Source organism: Flavobacterium sp. N2550 (genome assembly GCF_025947265.1).
Lineage (GTDB): Bacteria > Bacteroidota > Bacteroidia > Flavobacteriales > Flavobacteriaceae > Flavobacterium > Flavobacterium endophyticum.
In genome coordinates this window covers 1,694,861-1,710,143 of sequence record NZ_CP110007.1, presented here as the reverse complement: position 1 = coordinate 1,710,143, position 15,283 = coordinate 1,694,861, and the positions used below count along the sequence as shown (strand labels likewise).

At 40.3% G+C, this 15,283-nt stretch carries 15 protein-coding genes; 6 read left to right on the top strand and 9 right to left on the bottom strand.

What is annotated here, in order from left to right; translation table 11 throughout:
* Window positions 1-31 precede the first annotated feature (31 nt).
* The 4 genes from OLM56_RS07455 to lptB all read left to right on the top strand — a co-directional run bounded on the left by OLM56_RS07455 (window position 32) and on the right by lptB (window position 2,968).
* A complete protein-coding gene (locus tag OLM56_RS07455) occupies window positions 32-997 on the top strand; it encodes a KpsF/GutQ family sugar-phosphate isomerase (RefSeq protein ID WP_170148794.1) in 966 nt (321 codons plus the stop codon).
* Between the two features lies 1 nt (window position 998).
* Entirely contained in the window at window positions 999-1,826 is an 828-nt protein-coding gene (gene tatC, locus OLM56_RS07450; RefSeq protein ID WP_182494087.1) for a twin-arginine translocase subunit TatC, read from the top strand.
* The gene (locus tag OLM56_RS07445) at window positions 1,810-2,157 is read left to right on the top strand and encodes a carboxymuconolactone decarboxylase family protein (RefSeq protein ID WP_182494088.1); all 348 of its coding nucleotides are present in this window, start codon (window positions 1,810-1,812) and stop codon (window positions 2,155-2,157) included. Before tatC ends, OLM56_RS07445 begins: the two co-directional genes overlap by 17 nt.
* 70 nt (window positions 2,158-2,227) lie before the next feature.
* Window positions 2,228-2,968, top strand: coding sequence for an LPS export ABC transporter ATP-binding protein (gene lptB / locus OLM56_RS07440; protein ID WP_121376728.1), 741 nt, complete (start codon window positions 2,228-2,230; stop codon window positions 2,966-2,968).
* 76 nt (window positions 2,969-3,044) lie between these two features.
* Here lptB and OLM56_RS07435 read toward each other — a convergent pair whose 3' ends face one another.
* Window positions 3,045-3,902, bottom strand: coding sequence for a glycoside hydrolase family 25 protein (locus OLM56_RS07435; RefSeq protein WP_264528849.1), 858 nt, complete (start codon window positions 3,900-3,902; stop codon window positions 3,045-3,047).
* A gap of 90 nt (window positions 3,903-3,992) precedes the next feature.
* Entirely contained in the window at window positions 3,993-4,709 is a 717-nt protein-coding gene (locus OLM56_RS07430; protein WP_182494277.1) for a CDP-alcohol phosphatidyltransferase family protein, read from the bottom strand.
* A gap of 284 nt (window positions 4,710-4,993) precedes the next feature.
* Between OLM56_RS07430 and OLM56_RS07425 the strand changes: the two genes are divergently transcribed.
* Window positions 4,994-5,980, top strand: a complete 987-nt coding sequence (locus tag OLM56_RS07425) for a PorV/PorQ family protein (protein WP_121376731.1) — start codon at window positions 4,994-4,996, stop codon at window positions 5,978-5,980.
* A gap of 90 nt (window positions 5,981-6,070) precedes the next feature.
* Window positions 6,071-7,204, top strand: coding sequence for a DUF4105 domain-containing protein (locus OLM56_RS07420; RefSeq protein ID WP_264528848.1), 1,134 nt, complete (start codon window positions 6,071-6,073; stop codon window positions 7,202-7,204).
* On the opposite strand, the gene OLM56_RS07415 is transcribed toward OLM56_RS07420, so the two are convergent.
* Genes OLM56_RS07415 through OLM56_RS07385 form a run of 7 tightly spaced genes read right to left on the bottom strand, consistent with a single transcriptional unit; the run spans window position 7,205 to window position 15,205 of the window.
* Complete coding sequence (locus OLM56_RS07415) at window positions 7,205-8,599, bottom strand: sugar transferase (RefSeq protein WP_182494091.1); 1,395 nt, start codon at window positions 8,597-8,599, stop codon at window positions 7,205-7,207.
* Between the two features lie 52 nt (window positions 8,600-8,651).
* Window positions 8,652-9,668 carry a glycosyltransferase family 4 protein gene (locus OLM56_RS07410; RefSeq protein WP_264528847.1) on the bottom strand — a complete coding sequence of 339 codons (1,017 nt, stop codon included), beginning with the start codon at window positions 9,666-9,668 and terminating at the stop codon, window positions 8,652-8,654.
* Window positions 9,640-10,989: an O-antigen ligase family protein gene (locus tag OLM56_RS07405; RefSeq protein ID WP_264528846.1), complete on the bottom strand. Its 1,350-nt coding sequence runs from the start codon at window positions 10,987-10,989 to the stop codon at window positions 9,640-9,642. The genes OLM56_RS07410 and OLM56_RS07405 overlap by 29 nt, the downstream gene beginning before the upstream one ends.
* Window positions 10,979-12,064 carry a glycosyltransferase gene (locus OLM56_RS07400; RefSeq protein WP_264528845.1) on the bottom strand — a complete coding sequence of 362 codons (1,086 nt, stop codon included), beginning with the start codon at window positions 12,062-12,064 and terminating at the stop codon, window positions 10,979-10,981. Before OLM56_RS07400 ends, OLM56_RS07405 begins: the two co-directional genes overlap by 11 nt.
* Window positions 12,061-13,182 (bottom strand): glycosyltransferase family 4 protein, encoded by a 1,122-nt coding sequence (locus OLM56_RS07395; protein ID WP_264528844.1) that lies wholly within the window; start codon window positions 13,180-13,182, stop codon window positions 12,061-12,063. Before OLM56_RS07395 ends, OLM56_RS07400 begins: the two co-directional genes overlap by 4 nt.
* Before the next feature lie 2 nt (window positions 13,183-13,184).
* Window positions 13,185-14,213, bottom strand: coding sequence for an ATPase (locus OLM56_RS07390; RefSeq protein ID WP_264528843.1), 1,029 nt, complete (start codon window positions 14,211-14,213; stop codon window positions 13,185-13,187).
* A complete protein-coding gene (locus OLM56_RS07385) occupies window positions 14,210-15,205 on the bottom strand; it encodes a glycosyltransferase family 2 protein (RefSeq protein WP_264528842.1) in 996 nt (331 codons plus the stop codon). Before OLM56_RS07385 ends, OLM56_RS07390 begins: the two co-directional genes overlap by 4 nt.
* Between the last annotated feature and the right edge of the window lie 78 nt (window positions 15,206-15,283).

Genomic DNA, 15,283 nt, shown 5'->3' with positions numbered 1-15,283 from the left:
TTATAACCACAAATTTTATAAAAAATCTGTTTTGATAGAAAAAGAAGCAATATTGGCCTCTGCCAAAAAAACAATATTAGCTGAAAGTAAAGCAATTGCAAATCTTTCAGAGCTCCTCACCAACGATTTTGCCGAAGCCGTAGAAATCATTTTCAAGTCAAAAGGACGATTGATTGTTACCGGAATCGGAAAAAGCGCCATCATCGCCCAAAAAATTGTGGCAACGCTTAATTCTACTGGAACTCCGTCAATGTTCTTGCATGCCTCCGAAGCCATTCATGGCGATTTGGGAATGGTACAGAAAGACGACGTGGTCATCTGCATTTCAAAAAGCGGCAACAGTCCCGAAATCAAAGTCTTGGTTCCTTTGCTAAAACGTTTCGGAAACATTTTAATTGCGATAACTGGAAATTTAACTTCTTTCCTCGGAAAAGAATCCGATTATGTCTTAAATGCGTATGTTGAATCAGAGTGCGATCCTATAAATCTTGCACCGACAAACAGTACCACGGCACAGCTTGTTATTGGCGATGCTTTGGCTGTTGCATTGATGGAGCTTCGCGATTTCAAAAGCGAGGATTTTGCTAAGTACCATCCTGGCGGCGCATTGGGCAAAAAGCTTTTGCTTCGCGTAAAGGATATGCTAGATACGACGCACAAACCGGTCGTTTCTCCAGATTCCAGCATCAAGAAAGTGATTGTTGAGATTTCTGAAAAAAGACTGGGCGTTACAGCGGTTGTAGAAAACGAAAAGGTAATCGGTATCATTACTGACGGAGACATCCGAAGAATGCTAAACGACCGAGATACTTTCAGTGACCTAACGGCAAAAGACATCATGACCAAGAATCCTAAAGTGATTAAATCCAACGACATGGTTGTTGACGCTTTAAACATCTTAGAAGATTTTTCAATAACACAGTTGGTCGTTGTTGACGACGGCAATTATTTAGGAGTAATTCACCTTCACGATATTTTAAAAGAGGGAATCGTATAACATGGCAAGAAAGAAAAACGTAAATGAGATGTCGTTTCTCGACCATCTGGAAGAACTCCGATGGTTATTGATCAGAAGCACATTGGCTATAATAATCGCTGCGACCGTCGCATTCTTTTTCAGTGATTTTATCTTTGATGAGATTATATTCGGACCAAAAAATCCTAATTTCATTACCTACCGTTGGTTCTGTGAAGTCAGTAAGTTTTTTGGTAGCGACGGCGATGGTTTTTGTGATTACAAAATTAATTTCGACGTACAAAGCCGTGTCATGTCTGGGCAGTTTAATGCGCATTTATGGACATCCGTTACGGCTGGTTTTATCATTGCTTTCCCTTTTATTCTTTGGGAATGTTGGAAATTCATAAGCCCTGCGCTGTATGACAAAGAGAAAAAGAACGCCAAGTTATTTTTAGCAATTGCTTCTTTCTTGTTTTTCTTGGGCGTATTGTTCGGCTATTTTATCATCACGCCGCTTTCCATCAACTTCTTGGCGGGCTATCAGGTGAGTACGCAGATTCATAATGACATTGACCTTGATTCTTATATTTCATTAATACGAAGCACGACGCTGTCTTGCGGATTGGTTTTTGAATTGCCGATCGTCATGTTCTTCCTTTCCAAATTAGGCTTGGTAACCCCTGTATTCTTGAGAAAATATAGGAAGTATGCTATTGTTATTATCTTGATCATTGCGGCCATCGTGACGCCGCCAGATGTGGTAAGCCAGATCATTGTTACGATTCCATTATTAATATTATACGAGCTCAGCATCTTTATTTCGGGCTGGGTACAAAAAAACAAATTAAAAGATGAGCAATCTAGTTAAAGAATTCAACGATTACCGTCAAGTGATGAATGAAAAATTGCTTAACGATAATAATAAAGTCATCAAAAGAATCTTCAATCTTGACACCAACGCCTATATGGACGGTGCTTTAAACGTCAAGACCAAAGAATTACTAGGACTTGTAGCTTCTGCGGTATTGCGTTGCGACGACTGCGTCAAGTACCACCTAGAAACCTGCTACAAAGAAGGCATCTCCAAAGAAGAAATGATGGAAGCCATGAGCATCGCGACTTTGGTCGGCGGTACCATAGTAATCCCGCATTTGAGAAGAGCTTACGAGTTTTGGGAAGCCCTAGAAGAAAATAAATAATTGTTAATTAGTAGGAACGTTACTCCGAATAGTTGTTTATTTGTTCGGGTAATTTACAATACATTGGAATATGATCTTAAGAGCTGATAATCTGGTCAAAACATACAAAGGAAGAAGTGTCGTAAAAGGCATTTCGGTAGAAGTAAATCAAGGCGAAATCGTTGGTCTTTTAGGACCAAACGGTGCCGGAAAAACGACTTCTTTTTACATGATCGTAGGCTTGGTCAAGCCAAATAGTGGTAAAATCTATTTGGACAATACTGAAATTACAGATTATCCGATGTATAAAAGAGCGCAAAACGGTATCGGATATTTGGCTCAAGAAGCTTCGGTTTTCAGAAAATTGAGCATTGAGGATAACATCTTAAGCGTACTACAACTGACCAATCTTTCCAAACAAGAACAGGAAGCTAAAATGGAAAGTCTTATAGCTGAATTCAGCTTGGGACACATCCGTACCAACCGCGGCGATTTGCTTTCGGGTGGTGAAAGACGACGTACTGAAATCGCACGTGCCTTAGCAACAGACCCGAAATTTATCTTATTGGATGAGCCTTTCGCAGGTGTCGATCCTGTTGCAGTAGAAGACATCCAGAGAATCGTAGCACAGCTAAAAAACAAAAATATCGGTATCCTGATTACCGACCACAACGTTCAGGAAACGCTTGCTATTACCGACAAAACCTACCTAATGTTTGAAGGAGGAATCTTAAAAGCGGGTATTCCAGAAGAATTAGTTCAAGATGAAATGGTTCGAAGAGTATATCTTGGACAGAATTTTGAGCTTCGTAAGAAGAAATTGGAGTTTTAGATCGCAGATTTAAGATTTTAGATTGCAGATAATACAAAACCCAGAAGTTTAAAATCACTTTTGGGTTTTTCTATTTTTAGTTGATGGTGAAATACTGTAGCTGCTTGGGTGTTCCGTTATAGATATTGACATCTACAGTTCCTTCAATACCGGGAACGGTTGCTTTTTCGGTAAACTGCCAGAACGTCCATTCGTCTTTGATGGTTTCTTCAAAAAAATTGTAGTTGGCAATCCAAAACGTATAACCTTCAAATTCTTCTTTCAAGAAATCATTGTAATAACTTTCGCCAGAATAGATAATCGGCCTTACGTTGTAATGCTTTTCTACCTTTTTCAGCCATCTTTTCAATCCTATTTTCAAACTGTCAATCGACTGTTCTTTGGGTAATTTCTCGATATCCAAAACAGGCGGCAGGTCGCCTTTGCGCAACTTTACATTCTTGATAAAATTTTCGGCCTGTGCTATAGAATTTTCATTCGGACGGTAATAATGATAGGCGCCTCGAATAAGCTTGTGCTTTTTGGCTTCTTTCCAATTTTCCTTAAAGGTGGCATCCACCCTATTTTTTCCGGCAGTCGCCCGTATAAAGACAAATCCCAACGGAAAAGTCTCTTCGATAGCAGTTGTCTTTTCCCAATCTACCTTGCCTTGGTATTCTGACACATCAAAGCCATATACTTTATTTTCGTGCTTGCTGAGGACTTGGTAGATTCTGACATCTGCAATTCGCTTTTCTTCGTCAGAAAGTTTCTTGTCGGTCTTAAAACTGAAATAATACGCCAGTCCTTCTCGATAATGATAAGCGGTTCCGGCAACCAAAAGAATAAAAAAAGCCCAAATAGAAAACTTCAATACGTTTCCAGAAAAGAAGCTTTTTTTCTTTTTGGACTTGCGTACTGTCGAAGGTTTTCTTCTTGGAGCTGGTTTCTTCATTCAGTAAAAATAAACGTTTTTGGGAATTGTCAGACTTCGGACCGAAAATTAAAACAGTCCTTCCATCATTAAAAAAGAAGAAAACGAATTTTAAGCCTTTTTCTTATTTGTCACGATCGACAATAGGATATAGAAAATAATCAGCAACGGAATTCCTAGTGCTTTAAAAAACAGCAAAAGTAGAAGCGATACGGCTAGAAAAATAATTTGAAGCTTGTTTTTGGCAAAACTGGCACTTTTTACTTTTAATGAAAATAACGGAATCTCGGCATTCAGCATAAAAGCACTTAGCAAAGAAATCACGAGTAAAACCCACTCATTGCCCAAAGCCTGTGAAACAAATTCATAGTTATTATCAAGCAAGATAATCGGAAGACTCAGTATGAACAATGCATTAGCAGGTGTTGGAAGTCCGATAAAAGAATCCGTCTGGCGCGTATCGATATTGAAATTCGCCAAACGATAGCAAGAACCGAGTGTAATGATAAAGCCTAAAAACGGAAAGAACATCATAGGCAAATCGGAAGAAGGAAAGCCCAAAGCCTGGTTCATCAGCTGATACATCACAAGTCCGGGAACAACACCGCTGGTTACCATATCGGCCAACGAATCTAATTGCAAACCTAGCGGACTTGAAACTTTAAATAACCTGGCAAAAAAGCCATCGAAGAAATCTAAAAAGATACCAAGGCAGACAAAGAAAAAGGCAAGTTTAAAATCTTGATGGAAAGCAAAAATCAATGCAATGCATCCTGAAAAAAGATTGAGCAATGTGATGATGTTCGGAACTTGAGCCTTAATTCGCATGTCTTGTTGTTTTTTAGTTGGCAAGACTGCAAATTTAGCACAATAAGTTTATAGTGCAGTGCGTTTCTTATTACAGATTTTTACTTGATATTGCTTTGCTCGGATTTATTGTTGATGCCGAAGAAGGAAGCTCAATAAAAATTTATATTTTTGGACGATAATTTAAGAATACAGATTTCGGTTTGTAAAAACAATTTGCTTTGAAAAAACCCCTTATAGCCTCTTTCCTTTTAGTATGCTCTTTCGCTTACAGCCAAGCGGTTAGAAAATATTCCAATGAATTTATGAATATCGGTGTCGATGCAGCCGCTTTAGGTATGTCGAATGCCGTGACTGCCAGCACAGGCGATGTCAATTCTGGATATTGGAATCCGGCCGGATTGATTCATTTGGAGGACAAACAGGCTTCTCTGATGCATGCCAGCTATTTTGCCAACATTGCTCAGTACGATTATGCCGGATTTGCCATGCCGATTGATGATGACAGCGCTTGGGGATTGTCTGTAATTCGTTTTGGAGTAGATGATATCTTGAACACGACCGAATTGATCGACAGCGAAGGAAATATCGACTACAACCGAATCAGCTTGTTTTCTACTGCAGATTATGGCGTAACTTTTTCATATGCCCGAAAATTAAAGATTCCTGGATTTCAATATGGTGTGAATGCTAAGGTAATCAGAAGGGTTATCGGTGATTTTGCCAATTCTTGGGGATTTGGTTTTGACGTAGGGCTTCAGTTTGAAAGAAACGACTGGAAATTCGGGCTTATGGTGCGAGACATCACGACTACTTATAACATCTGGAACATCGACGAAGAAGCCTACAATAAAATCAAGGATGCCATTCCGGGTGAAAACCAAGAATTGCCAGAAGACTCCGAAATTACCCTGCCAAAAGCACAACTAGGATTGTCTAAGAAATTCATCATCCGATACGATTATAGCATTATGGCCGCGGCAAACTTGAACATGAGCTTTGCCAGAACAAATGATATAATTTCTACCGACGTCGTAAGTATCGATCCTGCTGTCGGATTTGAATTTGGCTATACCGACTTGGTCTTTTTGAGAGGCGGTGTCGGAAACTTCCAGAATGTAAAACAACTAGACGGAAGCGAAAAAGTAGGATTCCAGCCTAACATAGGCCTCGGATTCAAATACAAAGGCATCCAAGTTGATTATGCGCTGACGGATATCGGCGACCAGAGTGTGGCTTTATATTCGAATATCTTTTCTGTAAAAGTAGATTTGGGCATCTTCAGAAGATAATTTCTTTGTCTTTAAGAATTTATAAAAGCTTGCCTGACAGCCTAAATTATTGGTTTGTTTTGCGGATATTTGTGTTTTAATTTTTATCCTATGTCAAGAATTAGACTTGTTATCCTCTTCTTATCCTTAGCCTGTCCCCTATTCAAAGGTTTTTCTCAAAGCGCTATCTTATCGGATTCTTCTAAAGTAAGCATACTGACTATCGGCACGGCGAACGAATCGCATACTCTATACGGACATACTGCCATACGCATTTTTGATGCACAGCGCGGATTGGACAACATTTATAATTTTGGCTACTTTGATTTTGATACGCCTTATTTTCTGGCAAAATTCGTAAAAGGCGACCTTCAATATTTTGTAGCGACAGATGCTTATCCGGGCTTTGAGTACAATTACAGACAGGAAAATCGCTCTATTTATGAGCAGGTACTTAACCTGACGACTATCCAAAAGCAGAAATTGTTGGATGAGCTGAACAAGACTTTGTATTCTGATGAGCGTTTCTATACCTACAAGTTTATCGACAAGAATTGTACTACTATGGTTATCGACAAGGTCAATGATGTATTGGGAAGCAAAGTCATTACCACGAAAAAGCCTGTCACGATAACCTACAGAGAAATACTTAATCCTTATTTAGAAAACAGTTTTTTTCAGAAATTAGGCATCAATATTATTTTTGGACCGAAAACCGACAAAAAAGCGGAGGCTCTTTTTTTGCCTCTGGAATTGATGAATGTCTTAAAGACTACTACTTATGAAGGCAAGCCGTTAGTTTCTGAAACGAAGACGATTTTTGAAGCCAAGCCCGAAAAGGCTTTTTCTTTCTGGAACAACATTTATTTCTTTTCTGCCTTGATTCTTTTGGTTGTCGTACTGAAAAACAACAAGGTGTATGCTTTTTATTTTGCGATTTTAGGATTGCTGGGCGTTTTCCTATCGCTAGTCGGTTTTTATTCCCTGCATGAAGAAGTGCGCTGGAACTACAACGTCTTGCTATTTAACCCTACGTTGCTCGTATTGCTGTATTTCTACAAAAAGAAAAATCGTAAGTGGATCTCCAACCTATCTTTATTTAACTTGGCTTGCATCGCCATCTACCTCGTCATTATTATCAATAAGGCACAATTGCTATTATTCATGGCACTATTGATTACCTCAACCATTGGCTTGGCTCGATTTGCAAGAAAAAACAGAAAGATAAAACCGGTAAACGGCTAGCTATTGCCCGCGATAGAAGAGAATCGTACTGATCGTCTTGATCGTGATATTGATATCCAGAAAGACGCTTCGATGCTTGATATAGTACAAGTCATATTGCAGCTTGATCAGGCTATCCTTAATCGAATCTCCATACGAATAATTGACCTGAGCCCAGCCCGTTAATCCAGGTTTTATAACGTGTCTTGTCTGATAGAATGGCATCTGGCTAGCAATCTGCTCCACAAAAAAAGGTCTTTCGGGTCTCGGTCCGATGACAGCCATGTCGCCTTTCAAGACGTTTATAAATTGAGGAAATTCGTCGATTCTTGACTTTCTTAAAAACTTCCCGAAAGCTGTAATCCTTCTATCATTTTGGGTTGCAAAAACAGCCTTATCTGTTTCTGCATTCTTTACCATCGTCCTAAATTTATAAATCTTGAACACCTTTCCGTTTTTGCCGACTCGTTCCTGAATATAAATCAGCGAACCTTTGTTTCCTATAAAATTGGCCACATAAATAAAAGGCAGCAGATACAGTCCGATTGCAATTCCAAACAACGATACTATAATCTCCAGCAGCCTGACCAGCAGCAGATACAGCTTGTTATGGTTGCTGCGACTGAATGGAAAATAACGGTAAAAATCCCTATCAACATATTGCACGGGAATCCTTTGTGTTATCATCTCGTATACTTGCGTATATTCTCTGATGACAAACCCTTTTTCAAGAAGCATCAAAAGGTCATTATACAAATCAACCGTTATCCCATCTGTCTTTTGCGAAGCTATGACGATTTCAGAGATAGCATTCTTCTTTATAAAGTCATTCAGTTTTGGAATTTCTATATTTTCAATGTCTGGCAAGTCAGATACGATTTCGCCTTTAGAATCGGTATTGACAAATCCGAGTATTTTGTAATGCGGATCTACTTTTACCAATGACATCACGAGTTCTTCCAGCTGGTTCTTGTCGCAGACCATGACTACTCTTTTTAGAAATCTGTGGGAAGCCAGAAAGGACTGATAAAAAATCCTCCATCCAAATAGCGCCAAGGTAATCGCCAAGAAAAAATAGATAATCTGGAGCCTGTTTGAAGGAAGTACAGGCGTGAATATAGGCGTCAGCAGAAAGAACAAAACCGTTGTAGAAGACGTGAGCAGTATGCTCTTGATAACCTGGTATTGGTTACTTGCCGTTTGGAGATTGTACATTTCAAAAACTGTCCCCAAGATATTCAGGTATAATCCTAAAACAATTGTCCAATAAAAATTAGCCTTAGAAATACTAAAATAGTCAAACTTGAAGAGTAATCCAACAACATAAAGCGCTCCAACAACTGTCAAAACATCAAATAACCGTAGCAGGAGCTTTCTTTCAGAAATCTCAAAGTGTATTTTCTTTAAAGGAGGCATTATTATAGGTTTGGGAAAGCATGCAATTTAACATTATTTTAGAAATATAAATCTATTGCTCATGCAAAATTTCTTTCCAAAATAACTTTACTTCCTGCCAATCAAAACTTTCCGCTTTCAGGCGAGCATTCTGGGCTAGAGAGTCTGCGGTATTTTTGTCTTTTACGATGGCTTTGATTGCCTCAGCCATGGCCTCTATATTTCCATCATTGATCAAGAGTGCCGTCTTGTTGTTTTCGAGCAGAAAGGGAATGCCTCCGACATTCGTGCTGACAACAGGAAGTCCTAAAGCCATGGCTTCGATAACGCTGATAGGCGTGTTATCAAAATGGGTCGTATTCAAAAAAAGATCATAGCCTTCCGAAAGGCGTATCCAGTCGGCTTTTGATAGCTTTCCTGTAAATTTAATATCGAGTCCGTATGCCGAAGCCAGCTTTTTTGTTTTCTCCAGAGAACCATCTTTGTCCGGACCGACCATGCACAATGTTGCTTCCGGAAACTGTTCTTTTATAACCTTAAACACCTCAACAGCCATAAACGGATTGTAAATTGACGCAAAAGCCCTGACCCATAAAAGCTTTGGCTGCTCGATCGCTCTTTTCTTAAAAGGATAGTTATCAATTTCTATTGTATTTGGAATGTAAGCCATGTTCCTAAAACCTTGCTTCTGAAAGTGGTCCAGAAGATAACCAGAAGGCGCTACGTTTTTATACGCATGATTAAAAATCATAGCGCACAATCTTGGGTGATTTGCTAGTCTTTTTGGCAGGTCGCCTCCTCGAAGCATCGTTATATACTTTACACCCAAAATCCTCGCCAGCTGGCTGACCAAGAAGGCATACCAAAAGTTTGAGGTACTATAGGTATCGATAAGCACAAAGTCGGCCATGTTTCGCAATCGGATTGTTGCCGACAGCATATCGAGCAGCCTTGCCATCTTGTTCTTTTTTGAAGAAGCATATACCAGATCATAGCCTTCGCTTTCCAAAAGCGGCCCCAGCGTTTCGATAGAGGTTACCGAAAAACCATGACCTGACAGCTTATTCCCTATGTACAGCAGGTTTTTCAACAGAATATACTTTTAATAGGGTTAGCGAATAGATAAAAGCGGGGGCTGCGAGCCGCATGGCCGCATGGTTGATGGTCAGTAGCCAAAAGATAAAAAGGGACAGGAGATAGAAATGCTGCCTGTTGTCGACATACAGCACAAGCGGCGTAAAGAAAAGAATCAGGATTGCGAAAATACCCAAAGAACCATGTTCTGCCAGCATGCGGGTCAGCTCGTTATGCGAGGCTGCCTTTATTCCGGTCGTTTCTTCGCGATATTCTTTGTTTTTTCCGACTCCGATTCCTAAAATAGGATTATCTAAAAACATCTGGAGTTCGGTCGATGCGATCTGCTCTCTTCCTCCGAGCCGGTCTGTTTTTTCTCTTCCGGCCGCATCTTGGTTGGCATATCGTTTATCAATCAGACCGCTGGTTTGTAAGGAGCTGTACGCCCAGACTCCCATTCCTGCCAAGACTGTCAGGATAATCACAATATTCAGTTTTAATTTGGTCTGTACATTCGCCAGCAAATAGAGTGTCCCCAAAAGCACTACAATCATTGCTATTCCGGTAATCACGCCTCCGCGTGAGAAAGTAACAATCGCTCTAAAGGTAATTACCAATGCAAAAAACAGATTGATAAACAAGTATCTTTTGTTCGATGAATTTAGGAGCATTCTGGCAAAAAAGATAAAAAATCCTAGCCCTAGAATAGTCGAAACCTGATTGGGCCCAAAGCCTCCCGAAGTTTCAAAATTGGAAGAAGTTCCTGTAACCACATCTTTTACATCGGGCGTATAAAAAAACAAATAGCAGACAGTAGAGAGAATAGGCAAGACGACGGCAAGCAATACATTAGACAATTCTTCCAAAGAAATTCTTCGCCTGTAGGCATAAATTGCACTGACCCCCAAACACACAGGCCCTGTGATATTAAAGGCTATGGCTTTTCGGACATCTGTTCCTATATCCAGAGTTGTTGTAGAAACTACGACTCCGGGAATCAGAATTAAGAGATAGATCCAATAAGGAATAGAACTTCTAGAAAAACTGCTATAAAGGATTCCCAAAGTCATGAAAAAGGTAATGGAATACTTCGAAAACTCGTTCAGGAAATTACCGCCCGTCATTCGGAGCAATACCTCTATTCCAACCATGTATCCGGAAATATACAGTACTTCGTTATGCTTATTGGATGTTTTTAAAACAATCAAAAAACCCGTCAATACGGCAAGCAGGCCATAAACTTTAGACAAAAACGGAAATAGGTATACGGCAAAACCAATCGCAATATGCAATCCGATCAGCCCGATATACGTTATCTGTTTTCCGCTACTCTGCATCTACAATTCTTTGATATTGCAATATTAAAGCATTCATTACTATTTCCTCAGAATATTTTAATTGTATTGATTCGCTCAAAGCAGCAGCCATCTCTGTCCTGAATTCTTTATCGCGAACCAACCTGTCCAATTGGATCTCTAGTTTTTTTCTATCCGTAGGGTCAAAAACAAGTCCGGTCTTTTCGTCTTGTATTATTTCTGAGCAATAGCCCACATTTGTAGATACCACTGCCAAATCAGAAAGTCCATATTCTAGCAAAGTTACCGGAAATCCTTCATACAATGATGCCAGTACGCCTATAGACCCTTGCTCTAAAATATTGTAGACATCAGGAGCGCTACCGTAAATAAAAACGGCTTCTTCTACATCATTGTTTTTAATGAATTGCTTCAGCTGCAAAGAATAATCATCGTTATACTCTTTCCCGATAAAATGCAGGCTCCATCCTTTGTTTTTCAACCCTAGTTTGAAAAAGGCTTCCAAAAGTGCTATATGGTTTTTCGGGTTCCTAAGATTTGAAAGGCAGACGATTCTCTTTCCGTCCTCACCTTTCAGGATCGTACGTTTTTCTTCGTTTCCCTCTTTGACGGCAAAATTCGGCAGATACAGAATATTTTTGACCATCAGATTCGCCATGGCCCAGCTTTTTAATTCCATATTGACGACAACCACTGCATCGAAGAATCGAGAACAGCTTTTAAGCATTTTATTTTTATAGATGCTTTGCGCTGCCCTTCCTCCATGATGATCGTGCCAAACAATCTTGATCTTCGGATAGGTCAATTTTAGCAATACTGCCAAGAAAAAAGAAGTTCCGTGCGCATGAATGATTTGTATCTGCTGTTCTTTTATAAATTTCTTTAGCTTGGAAACTGCTTTGAGGTCGAAGGTACGCTTGCGCTCTAAAAACAAATACGAAACGTTTTCATTCAGCCGTTCTTTTAAAGGCCCTTCCTTTCGCGTAGCCGCCAATGCCGAAAATTCAATTCTTGAACCCAAGCTGTTGGCATAATTTACAGCCATGCGCTCTGCACCGCCCGCTTCAAGCGAATCTATGAGTTGAAGAATCTTCATGGTCTTTTTAGCAGCTGCTTGATTTCATTTTCAAAATAGTCCAACGTATACTTTCTTGACCAAAATACGGCTTTTTCTGCTTTCCTCTGATATACTTCCGGCTGTTGTATCAAGTTGATTATCTTTTGGCTGTCTCTTTCAATGTCCATCTCTAACAGCACTCCTCTTGCTTCTTCATCAAGCATATTCGGCACGCAAGACACGGCACTAGAAACCGGCACGCAGCCCCAAAACATGGCTTCCGCAACAACTTTCGGCCATCCTTCGCTTTGCGAAGGCAATATCAAAAAATTGCTCTTTTCATAAGCTTCTTGGAGCTGTTCTCTTGTCTGGTTACCACGCAAGAAGATGATGTCTTCCAATCGGTTATCTACAATATATTGCTGCAAGGAGGCTCTTTCTGCACCATCTCCAAAAAAATCCAATTGCACGTCCTGTCCGTTGCGAAATAGCTTTTCTGCCAGTTGCACGGCATACAAAGGCCTTTTGCCTTTGGCCAATGTCCCTGCGAATAAAAGTTTTATTTTGCCGTCCAAGTTTCTTGCAACGACAGGCTTTTTGTCGTTATCCTGATAGGTTGCCGTAAAGAAAGGCTTGATATTTTTACTCTGTTGCGGCCATTCGCCATATACCAATACTTGCATGTTTTTAGTTAAAAACGTATTGCTCAAAATCCATTTTTGCAGTCTGTAGCTCAGCGGCTGCTTTGATTTCGGATCCCAGTTTCCTGCATATTTTGCAGTCTTGGAAGTCTTCGGAAAAAAGATTTGCACCAAACAACCCAACAGTCCCATATTGCCCGGACAGCGCAGATGGATATGGTCGGCTTCCTTCATAGCGCTGTATATGGTCCATAAAATTTTAGGCATCTTTACAAACGCCAGCGCTTTTGCTTTTAATCCGATAGCTGTAAAATTAGGTACTTCTAAAAACGTAATGGCTGTATGATCGTACGCCAAATGAATCGGATTTGGTTTTATATGCGTCAGCGGAGCTACCAAAAGCACTTCATCAGCATAACGGTTCCATAGATTCATTTCACGCACATAGGGAGCATAGGCATACAGCCGATGGTCTTCTTTCAAGTGTGGCACGTGCGTGATTATCGCGAATTTCATGGTTAGACGGATTTAGATTTGGGCAGGTTCCTTTTATCTTCGTTTACTAGAGTCAGTCGGCCGTTTCGGAACTTTTCGAAATCAAATTTAGAATAATAGGCCGTATAATACTCCATACACGACTTTCTCAAAGCCTCATAGGCTTGGCTGTCTAGCGCAAGTGCTTTTCTGACGACGCTTTCTACAGAATCAAGGTCGTCATACGTAAAGCAATTAACCCCATCAGTGAGGCTAGGATTAAGCCAATCTTTATAATTCAAGATCGGAACTACTCCTACCGACAAGGCTTCGATAACATTATGGCACAACGGCATCGTCATGCCTGGAGCGCAAAAGATAAATTTTGCCGTAGACAGATAGTAGCGCCATTTTGCCGAAGGAATAGCTCCAGACTGCCATTTCATCAGTACCAGCTTGTCTAGATATTCATTTGTTTTATACTTATTTACCAGCTCGTCGCCTGTAATCATGCGGCATTCTGGTAGTGAAATTAGTTTATCGTAGATCACAGAACGGTTCAGTACACCGAACTTCTCCATCAATGTAGGATTATCATAAATTTTTCGCTCAAAATTACCGCTGATGATGATACCAACATGCTTGCTGTCGATAGTCTCTAGCCTGCTGATGTAATTCTGCGGATGCATGATATACGGAATCACATTAGGAATATAGTCTGTCGCTTCATAAACACGCTGGTACTCATAATCCATCCTAAAATCAGCACTCTTTTTATGCGAGAACTTTCTAAAAACCTTGGTCTTTTTAAAAGGTTTTGAGAAATAGAGATTGTCTATCTTGCCAAACCATTTTGAAAGGATAAAAAGGTGGAATAGCGAAAATCGGATCACGATAGGCTGCGAGTACGATTGCTTCAGTAAAAAAATCAAATTCAGATAGCTCCTGACCTTTGTATTTGGCTTTAAGTCAATATAAAGCACAGGTGCTTCCGCCCCATAATATCGAACCTCAGAATAAGATCCCTTAAACTCTTTGACTTTCTTTCGTATTTTTTTTAAAAGGAGGCTCATGCTTTTGGTTTATAAAAAATTAAGCTCCACCAACCCATAGTTCTTCCCAGAGATTCCATAAAGGCTTGTTTCTTGTCTTTGGAAGTAAAGACATTGCTCAATCGAATCAGGGTGAGCAGCAGCGTAATGCTATGCCATTTCATCCGGGCCTCAACAGAAGGTTTCGGATATTTTGCCCGCCATACATACCAACCGTTCCTTACGACCATCTTGCCATACCGATAGGCATTGGGTCTTCCTGAAGCATCGTGATAATGCGCCAGCTTAGCGTTGGTATTGACATACAATTTGCCGGTATTTGAGAGCCTTAGTGTAAAATCGGCATCCTCATACAATCCATATCCTTCAAAATAGGTCGAAAACCGCAGTCGGCCAAAGACATCTTTGCGAAAAGAAGAAACACCACCCATCAACTGCTGTGTTTCATATACCTTGCCCGAAGGAGGCAAAAAGCCGATACTCCGTCCATGCGAGTACTCTGGCGCAAAACCGGGCGGCACATTGCTGTCTAATCCTAGTTTTTTTCTCGCCGCAAAACGGGATCCATCCTTGCGTTTCCATCCGTCATAAACAAATTCATTTGTTTTAGGCTGATAATTTTCACCAACAGGCAGCCAAGCTGTCTCGTTAACAATATAGCCTCCAACACCAAGTGCTTCGGGATACTCTTTATATACGTTAAGGATTGCTTCAAAATAATCGGGTTCCAACACAGTATCATCATCTAGGAAACAGATTATCTCCGTGTCGCTGGCAACCCTGTCGATTCCATAATTGCGCTGGCGGGTCAAGCCTCTGTCCTCAGGAGCTACTTTATGATAAAAAAGCGACTCATAGGTTTTCTTTGCTAGTGCTTGCTCGGTATAACCATCTGGGCTTCCATCTACGATCAAGATCTCATTCGGATAGCGGGTCTGCCTTTGTACTGAATCCAAAAGAGTCAGCAAGGGCATCGCCCTTTTATACGTACAGATAACAAGTGAAAATTTCATGCGGTTCCGTTGAGATGGAACAAATATAGAAATTTAGAAGCCAAAATCTGCAACGCATGATTCTATAATACCGTCATC

Bases quoted from the DNA above. Each gene is read 5' to 3' on its own strand.
- tatC (WP_182494087.1), top strand. From the start codon at position 999: ATGGCAAGAAAGAAAAACGTAAATGAGATGTCGTTTCTCGACCATCTG.
- OLM56_RS07445 (WP_182494088.1), top strand. From the start codon at position 1,810: ATGAGCAATCTAGTTAAAGAATTCAACGATTACCGTCAAGTGATGAAT.
- lptB (WP_121376728.1), top strand. From the start codon at position 2,228: ATGATCTTAAGAGCTGATAATCTGGTCAAAACATACAAAGGAAGAAGT.
- OLM56_RS07435 (WP_264528849.1), bottom strand. From the start codon at position 3,902: ATGAAGAAACCAGCTCCAAGAAGAAAACCTTCGACAGTACGCAAGTCC.
- OLM56_RS07430 (WP_182494277.1), bottom strand. From the start codon at position 4,709: ATGCGAATTAAGGCTCAAGTTCCGAACATCATCACATTGCTCAATCTT.
- OLM56_RS07425 (WP_121376731.1), top strand. From the start codon at position 4,994: ATGAATATCGGTGTCGATGCAGCCGCTTTAGGTATGTCGAATGCCGTG.
- OLM56_RS07420 (WP_264528848.1), top strand. From the start codon at position 6,071: ATGTCAAGAATTAGACTTGTTATCCTCTTCTTATCCTTAGCCTGTCCC.
- OLM56_RS07415 (WP_182494091.1), bottom strand. From the start codon at position 8,599: ATGCCTCCTTTAAAGAAAATACACTTTGAGATTTCTGAAAGAAAGCTC.
- OLM56_RS07405 (WP_264528846.1), bottom strand. From the start codon at position 10,989: ATGCAGAGTAGCGGAAAACAGATAACGTATATCGGGCTGATCGGATTG.
- OLM56_RS07400 (WP_264528845.1), bottom strand. From the start codon at position 12,064: ATGAAGATTCTTCAACTCATAGATTCGCTTGAAGCGGGCGGTGCAGAG.
- OLM56_RS07395 (WP_264528844.1), bottom strand. From the start codon at position 13,182: ATGAAATTCGCGATAATCACGCACGTGCCACACTTGAAAGAAGACCAT.
- OLM56_RS07390 (WP_264528843.1), bottom strand. From the start codon at position 14,213: ATGAGCCTCCTTTTAAAAAAAATACGAAAGAAAGTCAAAGAGTTTAAG.
- OLM56_RS07385 (WP_264528842.1), bottom strand. From the start codon at position 15,205: ATGAAATTTTCACTTGTTATCTGTACGTATAAAAGGGCGATGCCCTTG.